Source organism: Aneurinibacillus sp. XH2 (assembly GCF_001439585.2).
In the GTDB taxonomy this organism is placed as follows: Bacteria; Bacillota; Bacilli; order Aneurinibacillales; family Aneurinibacillaceae; genus Aneurinibacillus; species Aneurinibacillus thermoaerophilus.
This window is the reverse complement of record NZ_CP014140.1, coordinates 1,953,556-1,969,216: the sequence shown is the minus strand read 5'-3', so window position 1 is coordinate 1,969,216 and position 15,661 is coordinate 1,953,556. Positions and strand designations below refer to the sequence as shown.

The 15,661-nt window shown below is 42.1% G+C and carries 16 protein-coding genes, 1 tRNA gene, 1 pseudogene and 1 riboswitch; of the genes and pseudogenes, 14 read left to right on the top strand and 4 right to left on the bottom strand.

All coding sequences use genetic code 11. The features are described 5' to 3' along the window. The first annotated feature begins 84 nt into the window (after positions 1-84). Positions 85-1,815, top strand: a complete 1,731-nt coding sequence (locus ACH33_RS09800) for a YcdB/YcdC domain-containing protein (RefSeq protein WP_057898856.1) — start codon at positions 85-87, stop codon at positions 1,813-1,815. Positions 1,816-1,996: 181 nt separating this feature from the next. On the opposite strand, the gene ACH33_RS20455 is transcribed toward ACH33_RS09800, so the two are convergent. Next, positions 1,997-3,370, bottom strand: coding sequence for a M28 family peptidase (locus ACH33_RS20455; RefSeq protein WP_156424039.1), 1,374 nt, complete (start codon positions 3,368-3,370; stop codon positions 1,997-1,999). A gap of 308 nt (positions 3,371-3,678) precedes the next feature. Here ACH33_RS20455 and ACH33_RS19850 point away from each other — a divergent pair, with 308 nt between their 5' ends. From ACH33_RS19850 to ACH33_RS09770, 6 genes are all read left to right on the top strand, one after another. Further along, positions 3,679-3,831, top strand: a complete 153-nt coding sequence (locus ACH33_RS19850; RefSeq protein ID WP_175493568.1) for a hypothetical protein — start codon at positions 3,679-3,681, stop codon at positions 3,829-3,831. A 152-nt stretch (positions 3,832-3,983) separates the two neighbouring features. Further along, entirely contained in the window at positions 3,984-5,303 is a 1,320-nt protein-coding gene (locus ACH33_RS09790; protein ID WP_057898855.1) for an FAD-binding oxidoreductase, read from the top strand. A 3-nt stretch (positions 5,304-5,306) separates the two neighbouring features. Beyond that, positions 5,307-6,674 (top strand): (Fe-S)-binding protein, encoded by a 1,368-nt coding sequence (locus tag ACH33_RS19265; protein ID WP_408863316.1) that lies wholly within the window; start codon positions 5,307-5,309, stop codon positions 6,672-6,674. Between the two features lie 3 nt (positions 6,675-6,677). Continuing rightward, the gene (locus tag ACH33_RS19260) at positions 6,678-8,090 is read left to right on the top strand and encodes an FAD-linked oxidase C-terminal domain-containing protein (protein WP_057898854.1); all 1,413 of its coding nucleotides are present in this window, start codon (positions 6,678-6,680) and stop codon (positions 8,088-8,090) included. 423 nt (positions 8,091-8,513) lie between these two features. Continuing rightward, positions 8,514-9,005 carry a DUF456 domain-containing protein gene (locus ACH33_RS09775; RefSeq protein ID WP_057898853.1) on the top strand — a complete coding sequence of 164 codons (492 nt, stop codon included), beginning with the start codon at positions 8,514-8,516 and terminating at the stop codon, positions 9,003-9,005. Between the two features lie 342 nt (positions 9,006-9,347). Next, positions 9,348-10,304: an MFS transporter gene (locus ACH33_RS09770; RefSeq protein ID WP_082705984.1), complete on the top strand. Its 957-nt coding sequence runs from the start codon at positions 9,348-9,350 to the stop codon at positions 10,302-10,304. A 33-nt stretch (positions 10,305-10,337) separates the two neighbouring features. Here the strand turns inward: ACH33_RS09770 and ACH33_RS09765 are convergent, their stop codons facing one another. Together ACH33_RS09765 and ACH33_RS18705 are read right to left on the bottom strand one after the other, a co-directional pair. After that, positions 10,338-10,610, bottom strand: coding sequence for a hypothetical protein (locus tag ACH33_RS09765; protein WP_057898851.1), 273 nt, complete (start codon positions 10,608-10,610; stop codon positions 10,338-10,340). Between the two features lie 539 nt (positions 10,611-11,149). Beyond that, positions 11,150-11,396, bottom strand: a pseudogene (locus ACH33_RS18705) (transposase); the annotation flags it as partial. A gap of 344 nt (positions 11,397-11,740) precedes the next feature. On the opposite strand from ACH33_RS18705, the gene ACH33_RS09760 reads away from it, so the two are divergent. The 7 genes from ACH33_RS09760 to ACH33_RS09740 all read left to right on the top strand — a co-directional run bounded on the left by ACH33_RS09760 (position 11,741) and on the right by ACH33_RS09740 (position 14,403). Beyond that, complete coding sequence (locus tag ACH33_RS09760) at positions 11,741-12,379, top strand: RNA polymerase sigma factor (RefSeq protein ID WP_057898850.1); 639 nt, start codon at positions 11,741-11,743, stop codon at positions 12,377-12,379. After that, positions 12,366-12,521, top strand: a complete 156-nt coding sequence (locus ACH33_RS18700) for a YvrJ family protein (RefSeq protein WP_082705982.1) — start codon at positions 12,366-12,368, stop codon at positions 12,519-12,521. Before ACH33_RS09760 ends, ACH33_RS18700 begins: the two co-directional genes overlap by 14 nt. Continuing rightward, positions 12,518-12,751 carry a helix-turn-helix domain-containing protein gene (locus ACH33_RS09755; protein WP_057898849.1) on the top strand — a complete coding sequence of 78 codons (234 nt, stop codon included), beginning with the start codon at positions 12,518-12,520 and terminating at the stop codon, positions 12,749-12,751. The genes ACH33_RS18700 and ACH33_RS09755 overlap by 4 nt, the downstream gene beginning before the upstream one ends. Before the next feature lie 257 nt (positions 12,752-13,008). Next, on the top strand, positions 13,009-13,269 hold the full coding sequence (locus ACH33_RS18695; protein WP_082705981.1) for a hypothetical protein: 261 nt from the start codon (positions 13,009-13,011) through the stop codon (positions 13,267-13,269). After that, a tRNA-Cys gene (locus ACH33_RS09750) sits at positions 13,249-13,322 on the top strand. The genes ACH33_RS18695 and ACH33_RS09750 overlap by 21 nt, the downstream gene beginning before the upstream one ends. A 29-nt stretch (positions 13,323-13,351) precedes the next feature. Beyond that, a complete protein-coding gene (locus ACH33_RS19255; RefSeq protein WP_057898848.1) occupies positions 13,352-13,996 on the top strand; it encodes a phospholipase A2 family protein in 645 nt (214 codons plus the stop codon). A 116-nt stretch (positions 13,997-14,112) separates the two neighbouring features. Then, entirely contained in the window at positions 14,113-14,403 is a 291-nt protein-coding gene (locus ACH33_RS09740; protein ID WP_057898847.1) for a hypothetical protein, read from the top strand. Between the two features lie 106 nt (positions 14,404-14,509). Here the strand turns inward: ACH33_RS09740 and ACH33_RS09735 are convergent, their stop codons facing one another. Further along, entirely contained in the window at positions 14,510-15,334 is an 825-nt protein-coding gene (locus ACH33_RS09735) for an alpha/beta hydrolase (RefSeq protein WP_057898846.1), read from the bottom strand. A 69-nt stretch (positions 15,335-15,403) separates the two neighbouring features. Beyond that, positions 15,404-15,511, bottom strand: a riboswitch (SAM riboswitch). Positions 15,512-15,661 lie beyond the last annotated feature (150 nt).

The window sequence follows — 15,661 nt, the reverse complement described above, 5'->3', positions numbered from 1 at the left end:
TTTTTTTTAGAAAATGGTTGCTATTTCAATGATTTCATGTATGATGGAAATAGTTTCTATTTTTATTCAGAAGGGGGATTTGTGATGAAACATTCGCTACCATTGGCTGCCTTGCTGCTGGCCTCTTCGTTCGTTCCTGCCGTTCCGGCTCTTGCCGCCGAGACGGGGAGCGAGATGATCCAGCCTGTGGAAGCGGCTGATGCAAGTGAACTTCTTGCTCCTATTCCACCCGCTGTGCAGAAATCGATGGACAGGTTATTTGCGCTGCAGCCTGAATTGAAAAAACTGCACATTGTTACAAGCGGTACCTCAGAAAGAGACGGCAAATTTTTTGTGCATCTGAGTAATCGTTTGCCAGAAGCGGAAAGGGAGCAGAGGGGAGAATCAAGTGCCTATCTTGAGTTTGATGGCAAGACCGGAGAACTGTTGAGCTTTAATCTGCAATTGTTGGAATGGGCGTCTGAGAAAAATCCGTCGCGCCAGCTGGCGTTTGAGGCGGCGGAGCGGTTCCTTACGCAGTGGTTTGGTGCAGAAAACAGGCAACAATTCGGAGAACCGCGATTGAGCGGTGGAAGCGGTTCTGCTATCCATCACGAGGATGGGACAAAAACGGAGTGGAGTGAGCGCCATGTGGATTTCCCACTTATGCTGAACGGCCTTCCCATTCTCTATGAAGGACCGCAATTGGGCATTGATGCTTTCGGCCATGTTGTAAGCTATACATACAGGCCAGTGGACCTTGACAAAGTTTCTGCACCGAAGCCGGATACTGCTAAGTCTGTAGAAGAGATCAAGCAAAAAATCGCCACCGCTGATAGCTTGGAGCTAAACTATGTAGAAGCACAACCGGAGAAATACAGTAGCCACCCATACTCCGAACAAAAAACGAAACCGGTACTGAAGTATGATTTTCTCGGTTATACGTATCTTCATCCTGAAAACGGAAAACCAATTGATATACTGAGCGGGGAAGAATGGAGAAAAGACAGGGATAGCTCCGTCTCGAAGAAAGAAATCACGCTCAATCCGCAAGGGCAATCGCTCATCGTTCGTTCTGAGGAAGAAGCGAAACAGACGCTGGCAAAACTGTTTGGTGTCGAGCAGTTTATATCCCAGCTGCGGCGGAGCGAGCATTTTATGACTGAAGAGGAAAACAGTCCGTATCAGTCATACAATTTCGAGACAGAAGACCCTCGAATCACCTTGCATGCCATGGTAGAGAAGAAGACGGGACGTGTGCAAAGCGCCAGCTGGTCGATGTACACAGAAAAAGAACAAGAGGCAAATGCGACGATGGCAACGAAAGAACAGGCGCTTGATACGGCGCTTGCCTTTTTGGAGAAGTATGCTGGGCCAACGGCCAAGCACATTCAATGGACAGATTTTATTTGGAAGGAACTGGAACCCCCGGCCTGGGTTGATAAAAGCAAACTTTCGCCAGAGATGATGGCAAGTGGGCCAAACGAATATTGGTTTTCTTTTTATGAATTGCACGAGGGTATTCCCGTACAGGATCGTTCCTACTCCGTAACGGTGGATAAGCGAACAGGCAAAGTGAGCGGATTCTCCTTTGCGGCTCCGCGAGACGAACTGAACTTACCTGACGCACAGAATATCGTAACGAAGGAACAGGCGCTTAAAACTTTCCTGAAGAACAAACCGTTGAAGCTGCAATACATTTGGCCAAGATACATGGATCAGCGTGCGCCTTCCCCCATCCTTATCTATGCGTGGGGCCATTCGGAAGAATATGGGTATGTGGATGCTCTGACAGGCCAATATGTAACTGTGCCGATGGAATGGGATGAAGAATAGGGCCCTCGTTTTTATGCAAAAAGGTGAGGGAGCATGAGCGAGGGCATTTCCTTACTTAAAGGAAGCAAATATTAAGTAAGGCCATAATCGACGATGGAGATACCTGAGCCCCATATTTGACGGGGCTCAGGTTATTTATTTGCTGGAATTGTTTTGCGTTATAAAAACGGAATCTTAACGGTTAGTTTTGTAATTCCACATTTCTTCTTGGATAATCGATCGGCTCAATGACAAGTTCGCCTGGACGGGCAGCCTGATATACGGCAGAGCCGACAATATCCGCGACATTGCCCAGCTTTTCTTTGCTAATCTTGTCAAGCGTATCATTTGGTGTATGGTACCATGGTTCGACTGGAGCGTGAATAAACAGAGCGGCCGGAATGCCAAGCGCATGGAACGATTCGTGGTCACTGCGGCCTTCTTGGCCGTATGGCAACACACCGGAGAGGCGGGAGCTTGCTGCAGCACCTAGGTCGGTCACCCGGTTTTTCTTGCCGTCAATCGTATACATGATTAAGTCACCGGCATCCTTGCTTCCGACCATGTCCAGTTGGAACATGCCGATTGTACGCTTGATTTCATCTTCACTGAGCGAAGCCGCATATTTCTTCGAACCGATTAAGCCGTTTTCCTCCGCGCCGAAGGTGATGAAGCGCAGTTCCGTATCGGTTTTTAGTTTGGACATCACACGTGCGAGCTCAAGGGTGACCGCCACGCCGGAAGCGTCATCGTTCGCGCCCGGAGCTTTTTCCACCGAATCGTGGTGTGAGCCGATAATAATAATGTCATTGGTGTTTTTCTTGTTGGCATCCGGTTTTTTAGTCGCGATGACATTGTGGGAAGTGAGCGTTTTTACTTCAGCGCCCGCCACTTTTACAGTGGCTGTGATCTTTTCGCCCGCTCGCAAATTCGCCGCCAGTGCGTCCCCCTCCTGTTTCGTAATACCGACAGCAGCTACGAATGACGCGTCCGAGCCGCCGAGCGTTCCGTTTAGTTTTCCATCCGTATTGTTGTAGATGATAACCGCTTTGGCCCCTTGCTTGGCCGCGTTGCGTACTTTGTCAGCGAACGAAATGTTGCCTCGCTGAATGAGGGCGATTTTTCCGTTCAAGTCTTTGCCGGCTACATCCGCAGTTGTGCCGAGTCCCACATAGACAAGTTCGGCGGTGACGTCACTGTTCGGGGAATATGTAAATGCTTCTCCTTCTTTCTTCTCTGTTCCAATTTTTAATGTCACTTCGGAAGGGGCAGTATATCCCTCAAACTGAAACGGCTGCACTTCTACATGATAACCGTATGATTTAAATTGTTGCTCGATATAGCGAACGGCTTTTAATTCCTCTGGTGAACCGGCTACACGCGGTGCCTGGGAAAGAAATTGGATGGTGTTGTACATGTTTTCGGCGTCTGTTCGTTTCGTGATTTGGTGATCCGCATGGGCCGGCGCGGTGTGTTCATGTTGGATCGGGGCAGGCGGCGCAGCATATACAGTACTTCCAGCCAGCAAGCTTGCGGCCAAGATGGTAGATAGAAAAGAAAAAGGCTTGTGCATCATGAATGTATTGCCTCCTTACATATTTTTGTAATTCAAAATTATGGATGGATTTTGGAGAAGAGCCAAGGGTACACAGACCGACATTCAAATAGGATAAGAACAATAAATTTTCGTTTCTATGAGATTGATTAATAGGAAAAAAATAACAGGTTTTTTTTGTGAATGGGACTATTGGCTATATTGTTGGTTATCATTAATTTTTTTGACCTTATATTCAGAAAAAATGAACATCAAGCATCTTTGGCATTTTGTTTGTAATTTTTCATATAAACAAATAGTGTAACTATGAACAAAGGAGTTGGATACATATGCAAAAAAAACAAATTTGCCAGCGATGCCATCGCGAAATGACAGAGGAAACCATTTGTGGCCGTTGTCAGGATGTATTAGAATTCGGCTATCCATCCTTCCCTTTTTATGAACTTGAAGAACATAAAGAAAGGGAGCCTGTTGCACAGTAAGTACAGGCAGGAACCTTTATATCGAGAGGTTAGGACAAAAAGGTGAAACGCGCTATCTAGCAACGTTTCGCCTTTATTTTTTAAATAAATTGAAAAAAAAGACAAAAAGCAGTACCATTCATTTTAAAGAAGCTAAGGGGGGAAGCGTATTCGTGATTTCATTCCCGTTTCAGAAGATGATTTCCCAGCAGCGAATCCGGAGACAGACAGGCCGAGCGTACTGCCCGTTAGGAAATACGGCTCCTTATACGGTGTATCCCCATACAGAGGAAGAAATTGCGCTTATTTTGCGTCATGCAAACGAACGTGGCCTCACAGTTATTCCCGAGGGCGGCGGTACAAAAAGGGGATGGGGAGGAACAAAAGAGAATGTCGACTTTTTGCTTTCTCTTTCCGAATATAAGGGCATCATCGAGCACTCGCCTGGAGATATGATTGTCACCGTACGAGCTGGCACGACCATTCAAGAGTTAAAAGAAGGGCTTGCCGCACATAAGCAAATGCTTCCACTTGATCCGCCTTGGCCTGAATTCGCCACGATCGGCGGAGTCGTGGCGACGAATGAAAGCGGGCCAAAGCGGTTGCGGTACGGCTCGGCCAGAGACCATGTCATCGGCCTGAGGGTGGTATATCCTGATGGCACCGTGATCCGGACGGGCGGAAAAGTTGTGAAAAACGTAGCCGGATATGACATGAACAAGCTGTTTATCGGTTCCATGGGAACCCTTGGAGTAATTAGTGAAATTTCGCTGAAACTTCGTCCTCTTCCCCAGTATGAGAGCCTGGTTCTGCTTGTTTTTCCGGAGAAAGATATAGCAGCGATGCGCCCTTTTGTCGTTTCTCTGCTTGATTCAGTATTGGAGCCGTTCTCGCTTGAGCTTCTAAGCCCAACCTTAACGGAGCGAATGTATGGGGAAAATGGCTATATGCTAGCGATCGCGTTTGAAGATGTCGAAAAGGCCGTCCGCTATCAGGAAGAATGGATACAGTCTCACAGACCGCCCGTCAGCCGTATGTACATTCTGGAATGTGAAAAGGCGGAAAAATGGTGGGACGATTTTAGTCGGATTTCCCCGCGCGGAGCGGAGGAGGAAGGTCTTTGGGATGCAAGGGTGACAGTGAAAATCGGCAGCAAGAACATGGATGTTCTTGACATCGTGCCCATGTGTCATATGCTGGGTCAGGTTAAAGGAATAACCGTGAAGGCTAGGGGAGGAGCAGGCCATGGTTTGAGCTATGTATATATCGGCGAACATACGGAAGAAACGCTTCTCTCCTATATCGAAGAGGTGCGTTCGTTCATCGGCCGAAAGGGAGGATATGCCATTATTCAGCATGCCCCGCTTGCGCTGCGCCAGAAGATAGAGGTATGGGGAGGTACGCCCTCTTCTTTCTTTTTGCTTGAGGGCATAAAACGTTCGATTGATCCGAACCGCATATTAAATCCAGGACGGTTCATAGGAGGGATATAAACAATGAGCCAAATGCCCACAGATTCAGCCGAACACGAAAAACGGGAGCCGGTCTGTGTTTCTTCCGGCAATTACCTTTGGCCCGATCCGCCGAGCGAGGACAAGTATTCAGCTTGTGTGCACTGTGGTATGTGCCTTGAGGCGTGTCCGACGTATGATGAACTGGGACAAGAACACCAATCCCCGCGCGGGCGTGTCTATCTAATAAAAGCCGTGGCGGAAGGAAAGATGGATGTCAACGAAGCGTTTGCCGATCCTATATTCACTTGTCTGGATTGCCGCGCATGTGAGACGGCTTGTCCGTCCGGCGTGCAGGTGGGGACGTTAATTGAAGAAGCGCGAGGGCAGGTGCGCCAGGCCATGCCTTTGACCGGATGGAAGAAGGCAGTAAATGATTTGTTTCTGAAAAAGGTATTTCCTTATCCGGCACGGCTGCATACGCTCGGGAGTTTATTTGCCTTCTATCAGAAAAGCGGGCTGCAGAAACTGGTGCGAAAAACCGGTTTGCTCCATTTGCTTCCGTCCTATTTGCGTGATATGGAGGCAGTCATGCCGAGCGTTTCCAAACCTATCATGAAGACGCATCCACGCATCATACCAGCGGAAGGTCCCGTTAGGAAGCGTGTCGCCTTCTTTACCGGTTGCGTGATGGACGCTATATTTGGAGAGGTTAACGAAGCTACGATTCGTGTGCTAACGAAGAACGGGTACGAAGTTGTGATTCCGGAAGACCAGCGCTGTTGCGGTGCCCTGCACGTTCACGCAGGAGAACGCGAAGAAGGAAAAAAACTTGCCAGGCGAAATATCGATGCATTTCTCGCTTTCGACATCGACCGGATTGTAGTAAATGCGGCCGGTTGCGGTTGTGCGCTCAAAGAGTATCCAGAACTGCTGCACCATGATGAGCGATACAGGGAAAAAGCGGAAACGTTTGCCGGAAAAGTGGAGGACGTAGCAAAATTTCTCTACGATAATGGGTACAGGAAGCCACGCGCGAAACTGAACGTTAGCGTCACGTATCATGATGCCTGTCATCTGGCGCACGGGCAGGGCATTCGCCTTGAACCGCGCCAAATCCTCAAAAATATTCCTGGCGTAACGATGGTAGAATTTCCTGACGCTGATCGCTGTTGCGGAAGCGCAGGCATTTACAATCTGACCCATCCGGAAATGGCGGGCAGGATTTTGGATAAAAAAATGGAAAATGTGCCGCGCGAAGTGGAATTGATTTCTATGGGGAATCCCGGCTGTATGCTGCAAGTTGCCATAGGCATACAAAAGCATGGACGAAATCAGAAGGCGGTGCACACAATCCAGCTGTTGGATTGGGCATACCAAGAAGAACAGAGGCAAACCGCAAAGGAGGGATAGGTGATGCCAGATCGGATCGTTCAGGAATTGACAGCTATCGTCGGGCCTGATGCCATTTTGTATAAAAAAGAAGATTTGCTTGCCTATGAGTGCGACGGGTATACGATTCACAAAGGGCTCTCTAGAGCCGTTGTTTTTCCGTCCACAACGGAAGAAGTGGCTGCGGTGGTCAAATATTTACACAACAAAAAAATTCCATTCATCCCGCGTGGAGCAGGTACAGGATTGAGCGGAGGTGCCACTCCGCTGGGCGGCGAAGTCATAATCAGTTTGGTACGCATGAAGAAATTGCTGCATGTTGATCTTGAGAACCGCTTGGCGGTCGTGCAGCCGGGATTCGTGAATCTGAAGCTTACGCATTCAATTTCTCATAAAGGATATTACTATGCGCCCGATCCTTCCAGTCAATACGCCTGTACGATCGGGGGAAACGTCGCCGAAAACGCCGGGGGTGCTCATTGTCTGAAATACGGCGTAACGACCAACCATGTGCTTGGCCTTGAAGTTGTGCTTTCTGACGGCAAAGTTGTTGAAATCGGAGGTGTCCCCGACGCGCCGGGCTATGATTTGGTCGGACTCTTGACAGGTTCCGAGGGCACACTAGGAATCGTAACGAAAATTATTGTCCGCATTCTGAAAAATCCCGAAGCCAAGCGAACGGTACTTGCATACTTCGATACGGTAGAGGCGGCAAGCTATACGGTGTCTGATATCATTGCTGCTGGCATCGTTCCCGCCGCGCTGGAAATGATGGATACAGTAGCCATCCAGGGAGTGGAAGCCGGAACATATCCGGTCGGGCATCCGCCGGGGATTAAGGCGCTTCTTCTGGCTGAAGTGGACGGCATCGCAGCCGGAATTGACGAGCAAGTTGAACGAATTGTCGGCATATGTGAGAAAAGGGGTGTCGTTGATGTAAAAGTGGCGCGAGATGAAAAAGAGCACATGAGATGGTGGGCCAACCGGAAAACGGCGTTTGCAGCTATGGGCAGCATTTCGCCTGACTATTTGGTACAGGACGGCGTTATTCCACGAAGCCGTCTGCCGGAAGTGCTTGCGGAAATTCAAACCATCAGCGAACGTTCCGGCTTGCGTATCGCTAACGTATTCCACGCCGGGGATGGGAATCTTCATCCGCTTATTCTGTTTGACGCGCGGAAGCCGGGCGAGGCCGAATTGGCTGTTCGAGTAGGCTCGGAAGTACTAAAGGTATGCGCGGATGTCGGCGGAACGATTACAGGAGAACACGGGGTCGGCATTGAGAAGAAAGAAGAAATGCGATACGTATTCAGCGAGGAAGAGATTGAAGCACAAATTCAAATCAGAGAAGTTTTCAATCCGGAGAATTTGCTAAATCCAGACAAATTGTTTCCGACTCCGGGTCGTTGTGCGGAGGTAAAGAAGGGGAGGCAGTAAGGCGGACGCCGCTTTTGATACCTAAGATACAGATAGAATGCCCTCTTTGATAGATAACATAAGGAAAGACAACACAAGTGAAAAACGGAGCGGTGAGCCACTAGATGGGCCACTATTTGTTTCCACGCCTAATCCCTTAGAAGTAAGAATCTTCTCGACTGATATGATAAAATACATCTGGGATTAGGCGTTTCTGAATGGCTAATTATGAAATGATATTCAAAGATGATAAAGAATGTTTTTCTATCTTAAAGTTTTGTTAATTAACAGTTAGTTATATAAGACAATATACGAAAAGAATATAAATACTGCGTACAAAAAATACATACAAAAAACCAAAAAACAAAGCTCAAAAAACTGCTTCCTCTGTGGTTTAATACACGTATAAAAATAAAGGAAAAATAGAAAACAAGGAGGAACCAAATGGAACTTGCACTTTGGTTTATTATTGGTGCGTTATTTTTGTTAAGCCTTGTAGGGGTCGTCATTCCTGTCATCCCTGACGCGCTTTTAATATGGCTTGCTTTCCTTATTTACCAGTTTGGCATTGATAACGCGACGCTCGGATGGACATTTTGGGTGCCGATGACCATTCTTACTTTGTTTATTATTGGCGCGGATATGCTTTCCAATATTTACTTTGTTAAAAAATACGGCGGAGATAAATGGTCAATGATGGCTGCGGTAGCCGGGATTTTACTTGGGCCGTTTGTGCTTGGCTTGTTTCTTGGTCCGCTCTCCATCGTAGTTGGGCCGTTCGTGGCTGTGTTCTTGGTTCAACTTGTACGCGGCTGTGGAGCAGAGAAGTCATTTCGCATCGCACTTGGAACATTACTGGGATTTCTTAGCAGCACGATAGCCAAAATCATTATTCAGCTCATTATGATGATCTGGTTCTTCATCGTTGTTCTGTAAATGTAAAAAATAATAAATAAAGCAAGATAGAACATGACTGAGACACGTGTCAAAACAGGCTACAGACTGGATTTTACTTCCACATCCAATCTGTAGCCTTATTTTTCAGGCGTATCATCAACGTTTTGTATTCGTTCTTATAGTGCTTAATTAGAACATGAAAGAGGGATAAAAAGTGATAAAAAACTTTTCATTTTACTTACTTCTAATAGGTCAGTTTATGGCTAATTTAGGAGACGCTTTATATACAATCACTGTTGTCACCTTAATTTATAAGCTAACTGGATCTGCAACTTTAGCTACAATGATTCCTATTATTCAAACTTTTTTCTGGTATTTTTAATGATGGTAACAAACTATTTAGGGGGAATATTGATTTTAGTCTTTGTAATTTCATTTATGGACGGTTGGACCAGACCTTGTAGAAATTCCTTAGTCCCTCGTTTAGTTTCCTCAAATCAAATAGTAAAAGCAAATAGTTTATTATCAAGTATTAATCAAATAGTTCAGATATTAGGTTGGTCTTTAGGAGGGATACTAATCGTTTATATTGGAGAGATCTATGTTTTATTGATTACAATTTGTTTGCTTGCTTTATCCACAATATCGTTGTTTTTTATTAAGGATCCAACAAATGATACAACAGTAAACCAAGACGCGGAATCTAAATGGAAGCGTTTCAGCTTTGGATGGATAAATATTTGGAATAACAAAATTTTGCGAGTTGTAACATTAATGGATCTTTTTGAAACATTCGCAGGGAGTATTTGGATTGGAGCTATTATTCTAGTTTTTGTAAAGAAAGTACTTTATAAAGGTGAAGAATGGTGGGGGTTTATTAATGCAAGCAATATAACCGGAATGTTGATTGGAAGTGTAGTTGCGTGGTTTTTAGCTAGATGGATTAATAAAAAACTCATCGTTAGTCTGTTTTTATCTTCTTTATCAGTCTGTATCCTTACTTTTATATTTGCGCTAAATAACAATCCATGGATATCACTTGGTATCGTATTGTTAATGGGAATACCATATCAATTAAGAGACATCTCTCAACAAACTATATTTCAAAAAAACGTAGAATATTCTATCCTGCCAATCGTTTTTTCTGCCCATGGGATTCTTATATACATGGTATTTGGTTTATCGGTACTAATCATGGGATTATTATCTGATCTATTTGGGGTTAAAACAGTGTATTTAACAGCTGGCACCCTTTACGGAATATCCGCACTTCTAACGGCGTTAGTAAAATCAAAAGTTAATATTGAAGATAACATAAAAATCAAAAGTACTTTGTAGAATTTTATTATGTTCTTCTCCTTATTTTATAATCTATTTATTACAAAATATTATATAATATGGTATTATGGATGATTCGTTTACAAATATATCAAATAGGAGGGAAAGTTTATGAAAAAAAAATGTACTAAGAGTTTTATCCTCTGCCGTATTAATCACTGCTTTGTTTACACCTTCTGCATTTGCAGAAGAACCAAGTAGTCCATCGGAAAAATCTCCTATGACAACAATTGAATAATTGGACAAATAATTCAATCCCGAAACTGCGACAGATAGTGCCCCTTTTGCTGCCGCCGCTGAAGTCAATGAAAAAGTCTCACCTGTACTAAATGAAAATGTTATCAGTATCTTAGAGAAAAACAATATTGACTTTCAAAGTTAAATGAAACATCACCTGAATTTATAACTGAGGTTAATAAGTTGCTTAGCTCACAGTCACAAATCAACCTTTCTGAGATGAAATGAGACGATTAAATTTTGGGATACTTTATTACTTTCATACTTAACTTTATAGTAGCTTACTTTATCTACGATGAACCCAGCTATGTTAAACCTTTAATGCATTCTGTTTTTATACTGACTTTGGTTGTTATAATGGATTTAATTAAGAAAAACAAAAAGAAAAGAAAAAATTAATCAAGTTAATGAACAAATGGTACCGTCAAGAATTTTGTGTAAGTAAGCAGGGTATCCACCGGAGGTGGATAGAAAATCGGAATCAACTCCCTCCTTAGTGACTCAGAAAAAAATACAGAAGGTTCAGTCAAGGGCAAGCTAAAAAGCGAGGGCCTGCCGAACCCTCGACGGGTTCTTCTATTTTTTACCATACAAACAGGAAGTTGATTCTACTCTCCATATTTTTGTTTAAATTTGTCTTGCAATGCCATATAAGCAGACGCAAATTTCTTTAGCTTGCGGGTAGACCAACGTTCTTGTAAGTCTTGCAGCGTAAGGTACACAATTTTCTCTGCCGCTTTGAGATTCGATAAGCTGTTCATGGGCTTTTAGGCGTTTACGAATTTCTTTGTTTGTACGTTCAATCCAGTTGGTTGTATAAATGACACCTCGGATCGAAGAAGGATAAGACAAAAAGACTCTAAATATTGGTGAATAACCTTACACAAAACACAAAATAATTACGTCATCTATATTATGGAAAAGAAGCAAGAGTATATAATAATTCCAGCATATAAATTATCGGTTTCACACTGGGTCTTTGCCCGTATTTCTGAGGTTGGGGAGTTCCGTATCGTGGCCCTTCACAAATCAAATGTAGTGCAGGATGTAATTTATAATAATTGAAAGGAGAGGGTTGTAGCCTCTCCTTTTTTCTTAGGGACAATAGCCAACTAAAATATATAATTTATGTTTAATTGATATTTAAGGTTGTTTTAATTCCTATATATCCCTTTTTTATAAAAAAAGGGGGGATATCATTGAATAAACCATATTCTTATGGGAAATTAAAAGGTGGGTTAGAAAGGAGCGTAGTGAATTTTATTCAACAATATAAAAGAGGATTATCTAATCGTGTTGTGAAAAGCTTTTTATATAATCAGGAACATTTTCATTTGTTTTTAAAAGCAATTTGTTTTCCTACAGCAGATAATATCGAAGAATTAAATCAAGCCTTCCGAAGACATTATATTGTTATCCGCTTAACTCACTATCTGTCTAAACTTCTAAGTCACACCTCACGAGATTATTACCACAAGCACAAAAAAAGACAGTATCATTGTCTACTTATTTTCGATCAGCCGATTAACAAGGGAGATTCCGTTGAAACCATTGGCAATCTTATAGATATAAATGAAAGTGATACTGCGGAAAAAGTAATTAATAAACAAGATAATTTTTTAGAGCACATCGAAGACTCTTCTTTGTATCACATCTTAACTACATTGAGCAAACGGCAGCTCGAAATTCTAGAATTATCCTTTCTGGACAATCTCACTCATAAACAAATCGCAAAAATCTTAGGTATTACACCTCAAGCTGTGTCTAAATCATATAGACAAGCAGTAAAGAAGCTAGCAGAAGCATACAAAATGAGGGATTCTTATGGAACAGTTTGACTGGGTAGGGGTGATTTCTAATGTAGGCTTTCCCATTTTTATTACGATTTATTTATTGGCTCGCTTAGAAAAAAGTTTTCAGCAATTGGAGAATATAGTGAAAGAACTAATTGACGAAATAAAGAAGAGGGAAACAAAATGAAAAAATTGTATGAACTGGTTGACAATATTCATGATAAAGAAACAATGTTAAAAATTATTAGATTGTTTGAGCCGAAAATTAAAAAATCAAGTCGTTTTATTACCTATTCCGAACAAGAAGATATAGAACAAGAACTACGGATTGAAATGATAAAGGCGATTCAACGATTTGATACATCTAATATACCTGGATTTTTTGAGTTTTTAGAGAGAGCGAATAGTGAAAAGTAAATAGAAATGCAAAAAGAACCTTCCTTCCATAAAAGGTTCTTTTTTTGGTTGTTTTCTTTATCACCTATTCCCTTTTAAGACATAGAAGCCAGCACCTAATCATTCGTTCACCTAAAGTATGGAATAAAAGCGATTATAGTAAAGGGAGTACTAGAGTTATTCCAAAATTCTATTTTTTTAAAGTGGTTGTTATTTTACACCTTGATTCCCTTTTCTATAGTAGAACTTCACAAAAGAGCTAAAGGAGGGAAAATATCATGAGTTCTCCAGAGAAATTGTTTCGCTGTTTCCAAGAAGCAAGGCGAAGTCAAGCACAATACTCTAAATGCTTGCAAGACATATGCTCAGATGGAGAGGAAAAACTTTTTCAGGAGTTAGCTATGGATGCTGCAAAACAAGTAAAGAAAATTAAAGATTTTTACAGAACTTACTATGGGACAAACCTCACATCTTGTCATTGTCGAAAGGAAAGGGGTGATTTATCTAAAAAATTTTTTGGCGGTATAGCCAAGTGGTAAGGCAAAGATCTGCAAAACCTTAATCCTTGGTTCGAATCCGAGTACCGCCTCCACCAAATTTTTAATAAGGAGAGTGTAACTTATGAAACAGTTTGTATCCGATGTTCAGGAGCAACAGTTGGTTGAGCAAGCGAAAAAAAATAAAGACTTTAATATCCTTTTGAAAGGATTAATTAAAGACAACATCTTATTAGCAAAAACCACAGCTTTTACATTAAAAAAAGGGGAAACTATTGTAAATGTTTTGGAGGTCAAATTAGGGAACATAAAAGTTCTTTTTACTGAGTCTGAAGTAGAATCAGTTTTTGGGAGTAAAATTGAAAAGAAAGGAGATATAATCGAAACTACTGGTTATAAAGTTATTGACAACCAAGTTAGTATTGTATATAACAAACAACATACTGAAAATGAGTTTCAAGAAATCCAAGAAATAATGAACGAAAAAATTAATCAAATTGATAGTCTTGATAATAAAACAGAATTAATGGATCTTCCATGTATTTATGGAAATTATTGCGGTCCTAAGTGTGGGTCTGGAACACCAATTAGTCCTGTTGACTGGTGCTGTAAGCATCACGATGATTGTTATGGGAATAATGGTTATTTTAATTGTGAATGCGATAGAAAGTTAATTCATTGTTTAGCACCTTACGTATATGAAGGAAGCGAATGGGCAATTATTATAAATGCTTATTTCCTTAAGCAGTATGAATATAATTGTACTTAAAAAGGTAATTAGAATCATTACAGAAGTAGTGTATTAAACACTACTTCTTTTTTTTGGATAAAATTCCTTGAATTATAATATATAATAAATTTAAATCTAATGATTGAGGTGTTGTTATGAATCAAATTAAATCTCCATGTAATATTGTAGGTTTGGTTTCTTTTTTGTTTTTAGTTTTTTCCATAATAGCCTTTTTTAGTGGTTTTCGCTTATTTGGATCTGAATGGGTGTTGTTTTATGGAAGTAATATAATAGGTTTACTAATTGGAATATCTGCCTTTTTCTTTGAAAAAAATAAACAAATGAACTATTTAAGTAAGTTAGGACTTTGGGGTAATTTAGCCATGGCTATTTTGTTTTTTCCGCCTTTTTACTTTATTTGGGGCACTATTCTTTTTGGTCCTTAAAGTTTTTGATATAGTCAATAATTTGGGGTCCCACCACATCGCCACCAAGCTAGTGAAAAGGAAAAGTTGAGAATCGAAAAACTTGATCATTTTTCCTTCCCAACTATCATATGATCCAGTCGCTCCAATTCTTTTTCCGGGTTTCAAGCTGCTGTAGCCAAGAGCAGGTATGAGCAAAAAGCAATTCGGAGGCAGAAATGGTAGAGAACGTATGATCAGCCCCTTCAAGCGTGATCGCACGACATTCCCCTGTAATCTGCTGCCGCAATACGCCTTCATACAAATAGCAGGCGTCAACCGGAATGACTTCGTCGCGTGTCCCGTGCAAAATAAGTGCATCATCAAGAAAACCAGCGCCAGATACAAGCGGTTGTGCTTCTGCAAGTGAAATGAAGAATTCTTTTTTAAGACGGTAGCCACTGTATTCCGTTTCGCCGTTTCGCATTGCTTCTTCATATGCATCGTTGCCGATGATGCGGGTAATATCCGCGAACGGATGGGCTACCGGTGCCCAAAGAATCAGCGCATTTACCCGCGTATCTCGTTCTGCAGTCAAGCGGGCAATGGCACCGCCCAAACTATGGCCGAGCAAGAACACACGTGTTTTATCAATACAATCGATGCTTAGTACATAATCAAGTACATAACGCGTTTGCTCAATAAAACTATCGATGCCGTAAGAACCGTATTCGCCATTGCTTTCTCCGCATCCAGCATAATCGAAGCGCAGAACAAAATAGCCTTCCGCTGCCAGTCTGCGCGCCGCTTTAACAAATAAGCGGTTAACCCCAATCCGATTACCGACAAATCCATGGCAGATAATAATTACAGGCCAGCATTTCTCCTTTTGTTTCCTTTTTTCTGCGCATGGATAATGCACACTGGCGACAAGTTCAAGACTTTGATACACGATGGTAATACTGCGTTCCATATTATTTCCTCCTTCAATAAATAAAAAGCTTTCTTCTGAAGAGAAGAAAGGAGGAGAAGAAAAGATCCTTTCTTATCTTTCAGAACAAAATGTCCTGTAGGATGTAGCACCTTGCGAATGCATCCGCCGGTTGCTGGGTTTCATTGGGCCTAATCCCTCCACCACTCTTGATAAGAACAAGAAAACCAAGTATAAAGATGTGATATATTACCTTAAAGTATAGCTACAGATGCTATTGACGTCAATAAAAACTTAAATTCAAACCTGTATAGTTGGTATTATTTCTTTTGCCAAAAACACGCATAACTAAAGAAAGCAGCCTTTAAA

Excerpts from the sequence above, each read along its gene's own strand:
- ACH33_RS09800 (WP_057898856.1), top strand. The coding sequence starts at position 85 with ATGAAACATTCGCTACCATTGGCTGCCTTGCTGCTGGCCTCTTCGTTC.
- ACH33_RS19260 (WP_057898854.1), top strand. The coding sequence starts at position 6,678 with ATGCCAGATCGGATCGTTCAGGAATTGACAGCTATCGTCGGGCCTGAT.
- ACH33_RS19255 (WP_057898848.1), top strand. The coding sequence starts at position 13,352 with ATGAAACAGTTTGTATCCGATGTTCAGGAGCAACAGTTGGTTGAGCAA.
- ACH33_RS19850 (WP_175493568.1), top strand. The coding sequence starts at position 3,679 with ATGCAAAAAAAACAAATTTGCCAGCGATGCCATCGCGAAATGACAGAG.
- ACH33_RS09735 (WP_057898846.1), bottom strand. The coding sequence starts at position 15,334 with ATGGAACGCAGTATTACCATCGTGTATCAAAGTCTTGAACTTGTCGCC.
- ACH33_RS20455 (WP_156424039.1), bottom strand. The coding sequence starts at position 3,370 with ATGATGCACAAGCCTTTTTCTTTTCTATCTACCATCTTGGCCGCAAGC.
- ACH33_RS09740 (WP_057898847.1), top strand. The coding sequence starts at position 14,113 with ATGAATCAAATTAAATCTCCATGTAATATTGTAGGTTTGGTTTCTTTT.
- ACH33_RS18700 (WP_082705982.1), top strand. The coding sequence starts at position 12,366 with ATGGAACAGTTTGACTGGGTAGGGGTGATTTCTAATGTAGGCTTTCCC.
- ACH33_RS09770 (WP_082705984.1), top strand. The coding sequence starts at position 9,348 with ATGATGGTAACAAACTATTTAGGGGGAATATTGATTTTAGTCTTTGTA.
- ACH33_RS09755 (WP_057898849.1), top strand. The coding sequence starts at position 12,518 with ATGAAAAAATTGTATGAACTGGTTGACAATATTCATGATAAAGAAACA.
- ACH33_RS09775 (WP_057898853.1), top strand. The coding sequence starts at position 8,514 with ATGGAACTTGCACTTTGGTTTATTATTGGTGCGTTATTTTTGTTAAGC.
- ACH33_RS18695 (WP_082705981.1), top strand. The coding sequence starts at position 13,009 with ATGAGTTCTCCAGAGAAATTGTTTCGCTGTTTCCAAGAAGCAAGGCGA.
- ACH33_RS19265 (WP_408863316.1), top strand. The coding sequence starts at position 5,307 with ATGAGCCAAATGCCCACAGATTCAGCCGAACACGAAAAACGGGAGCCG.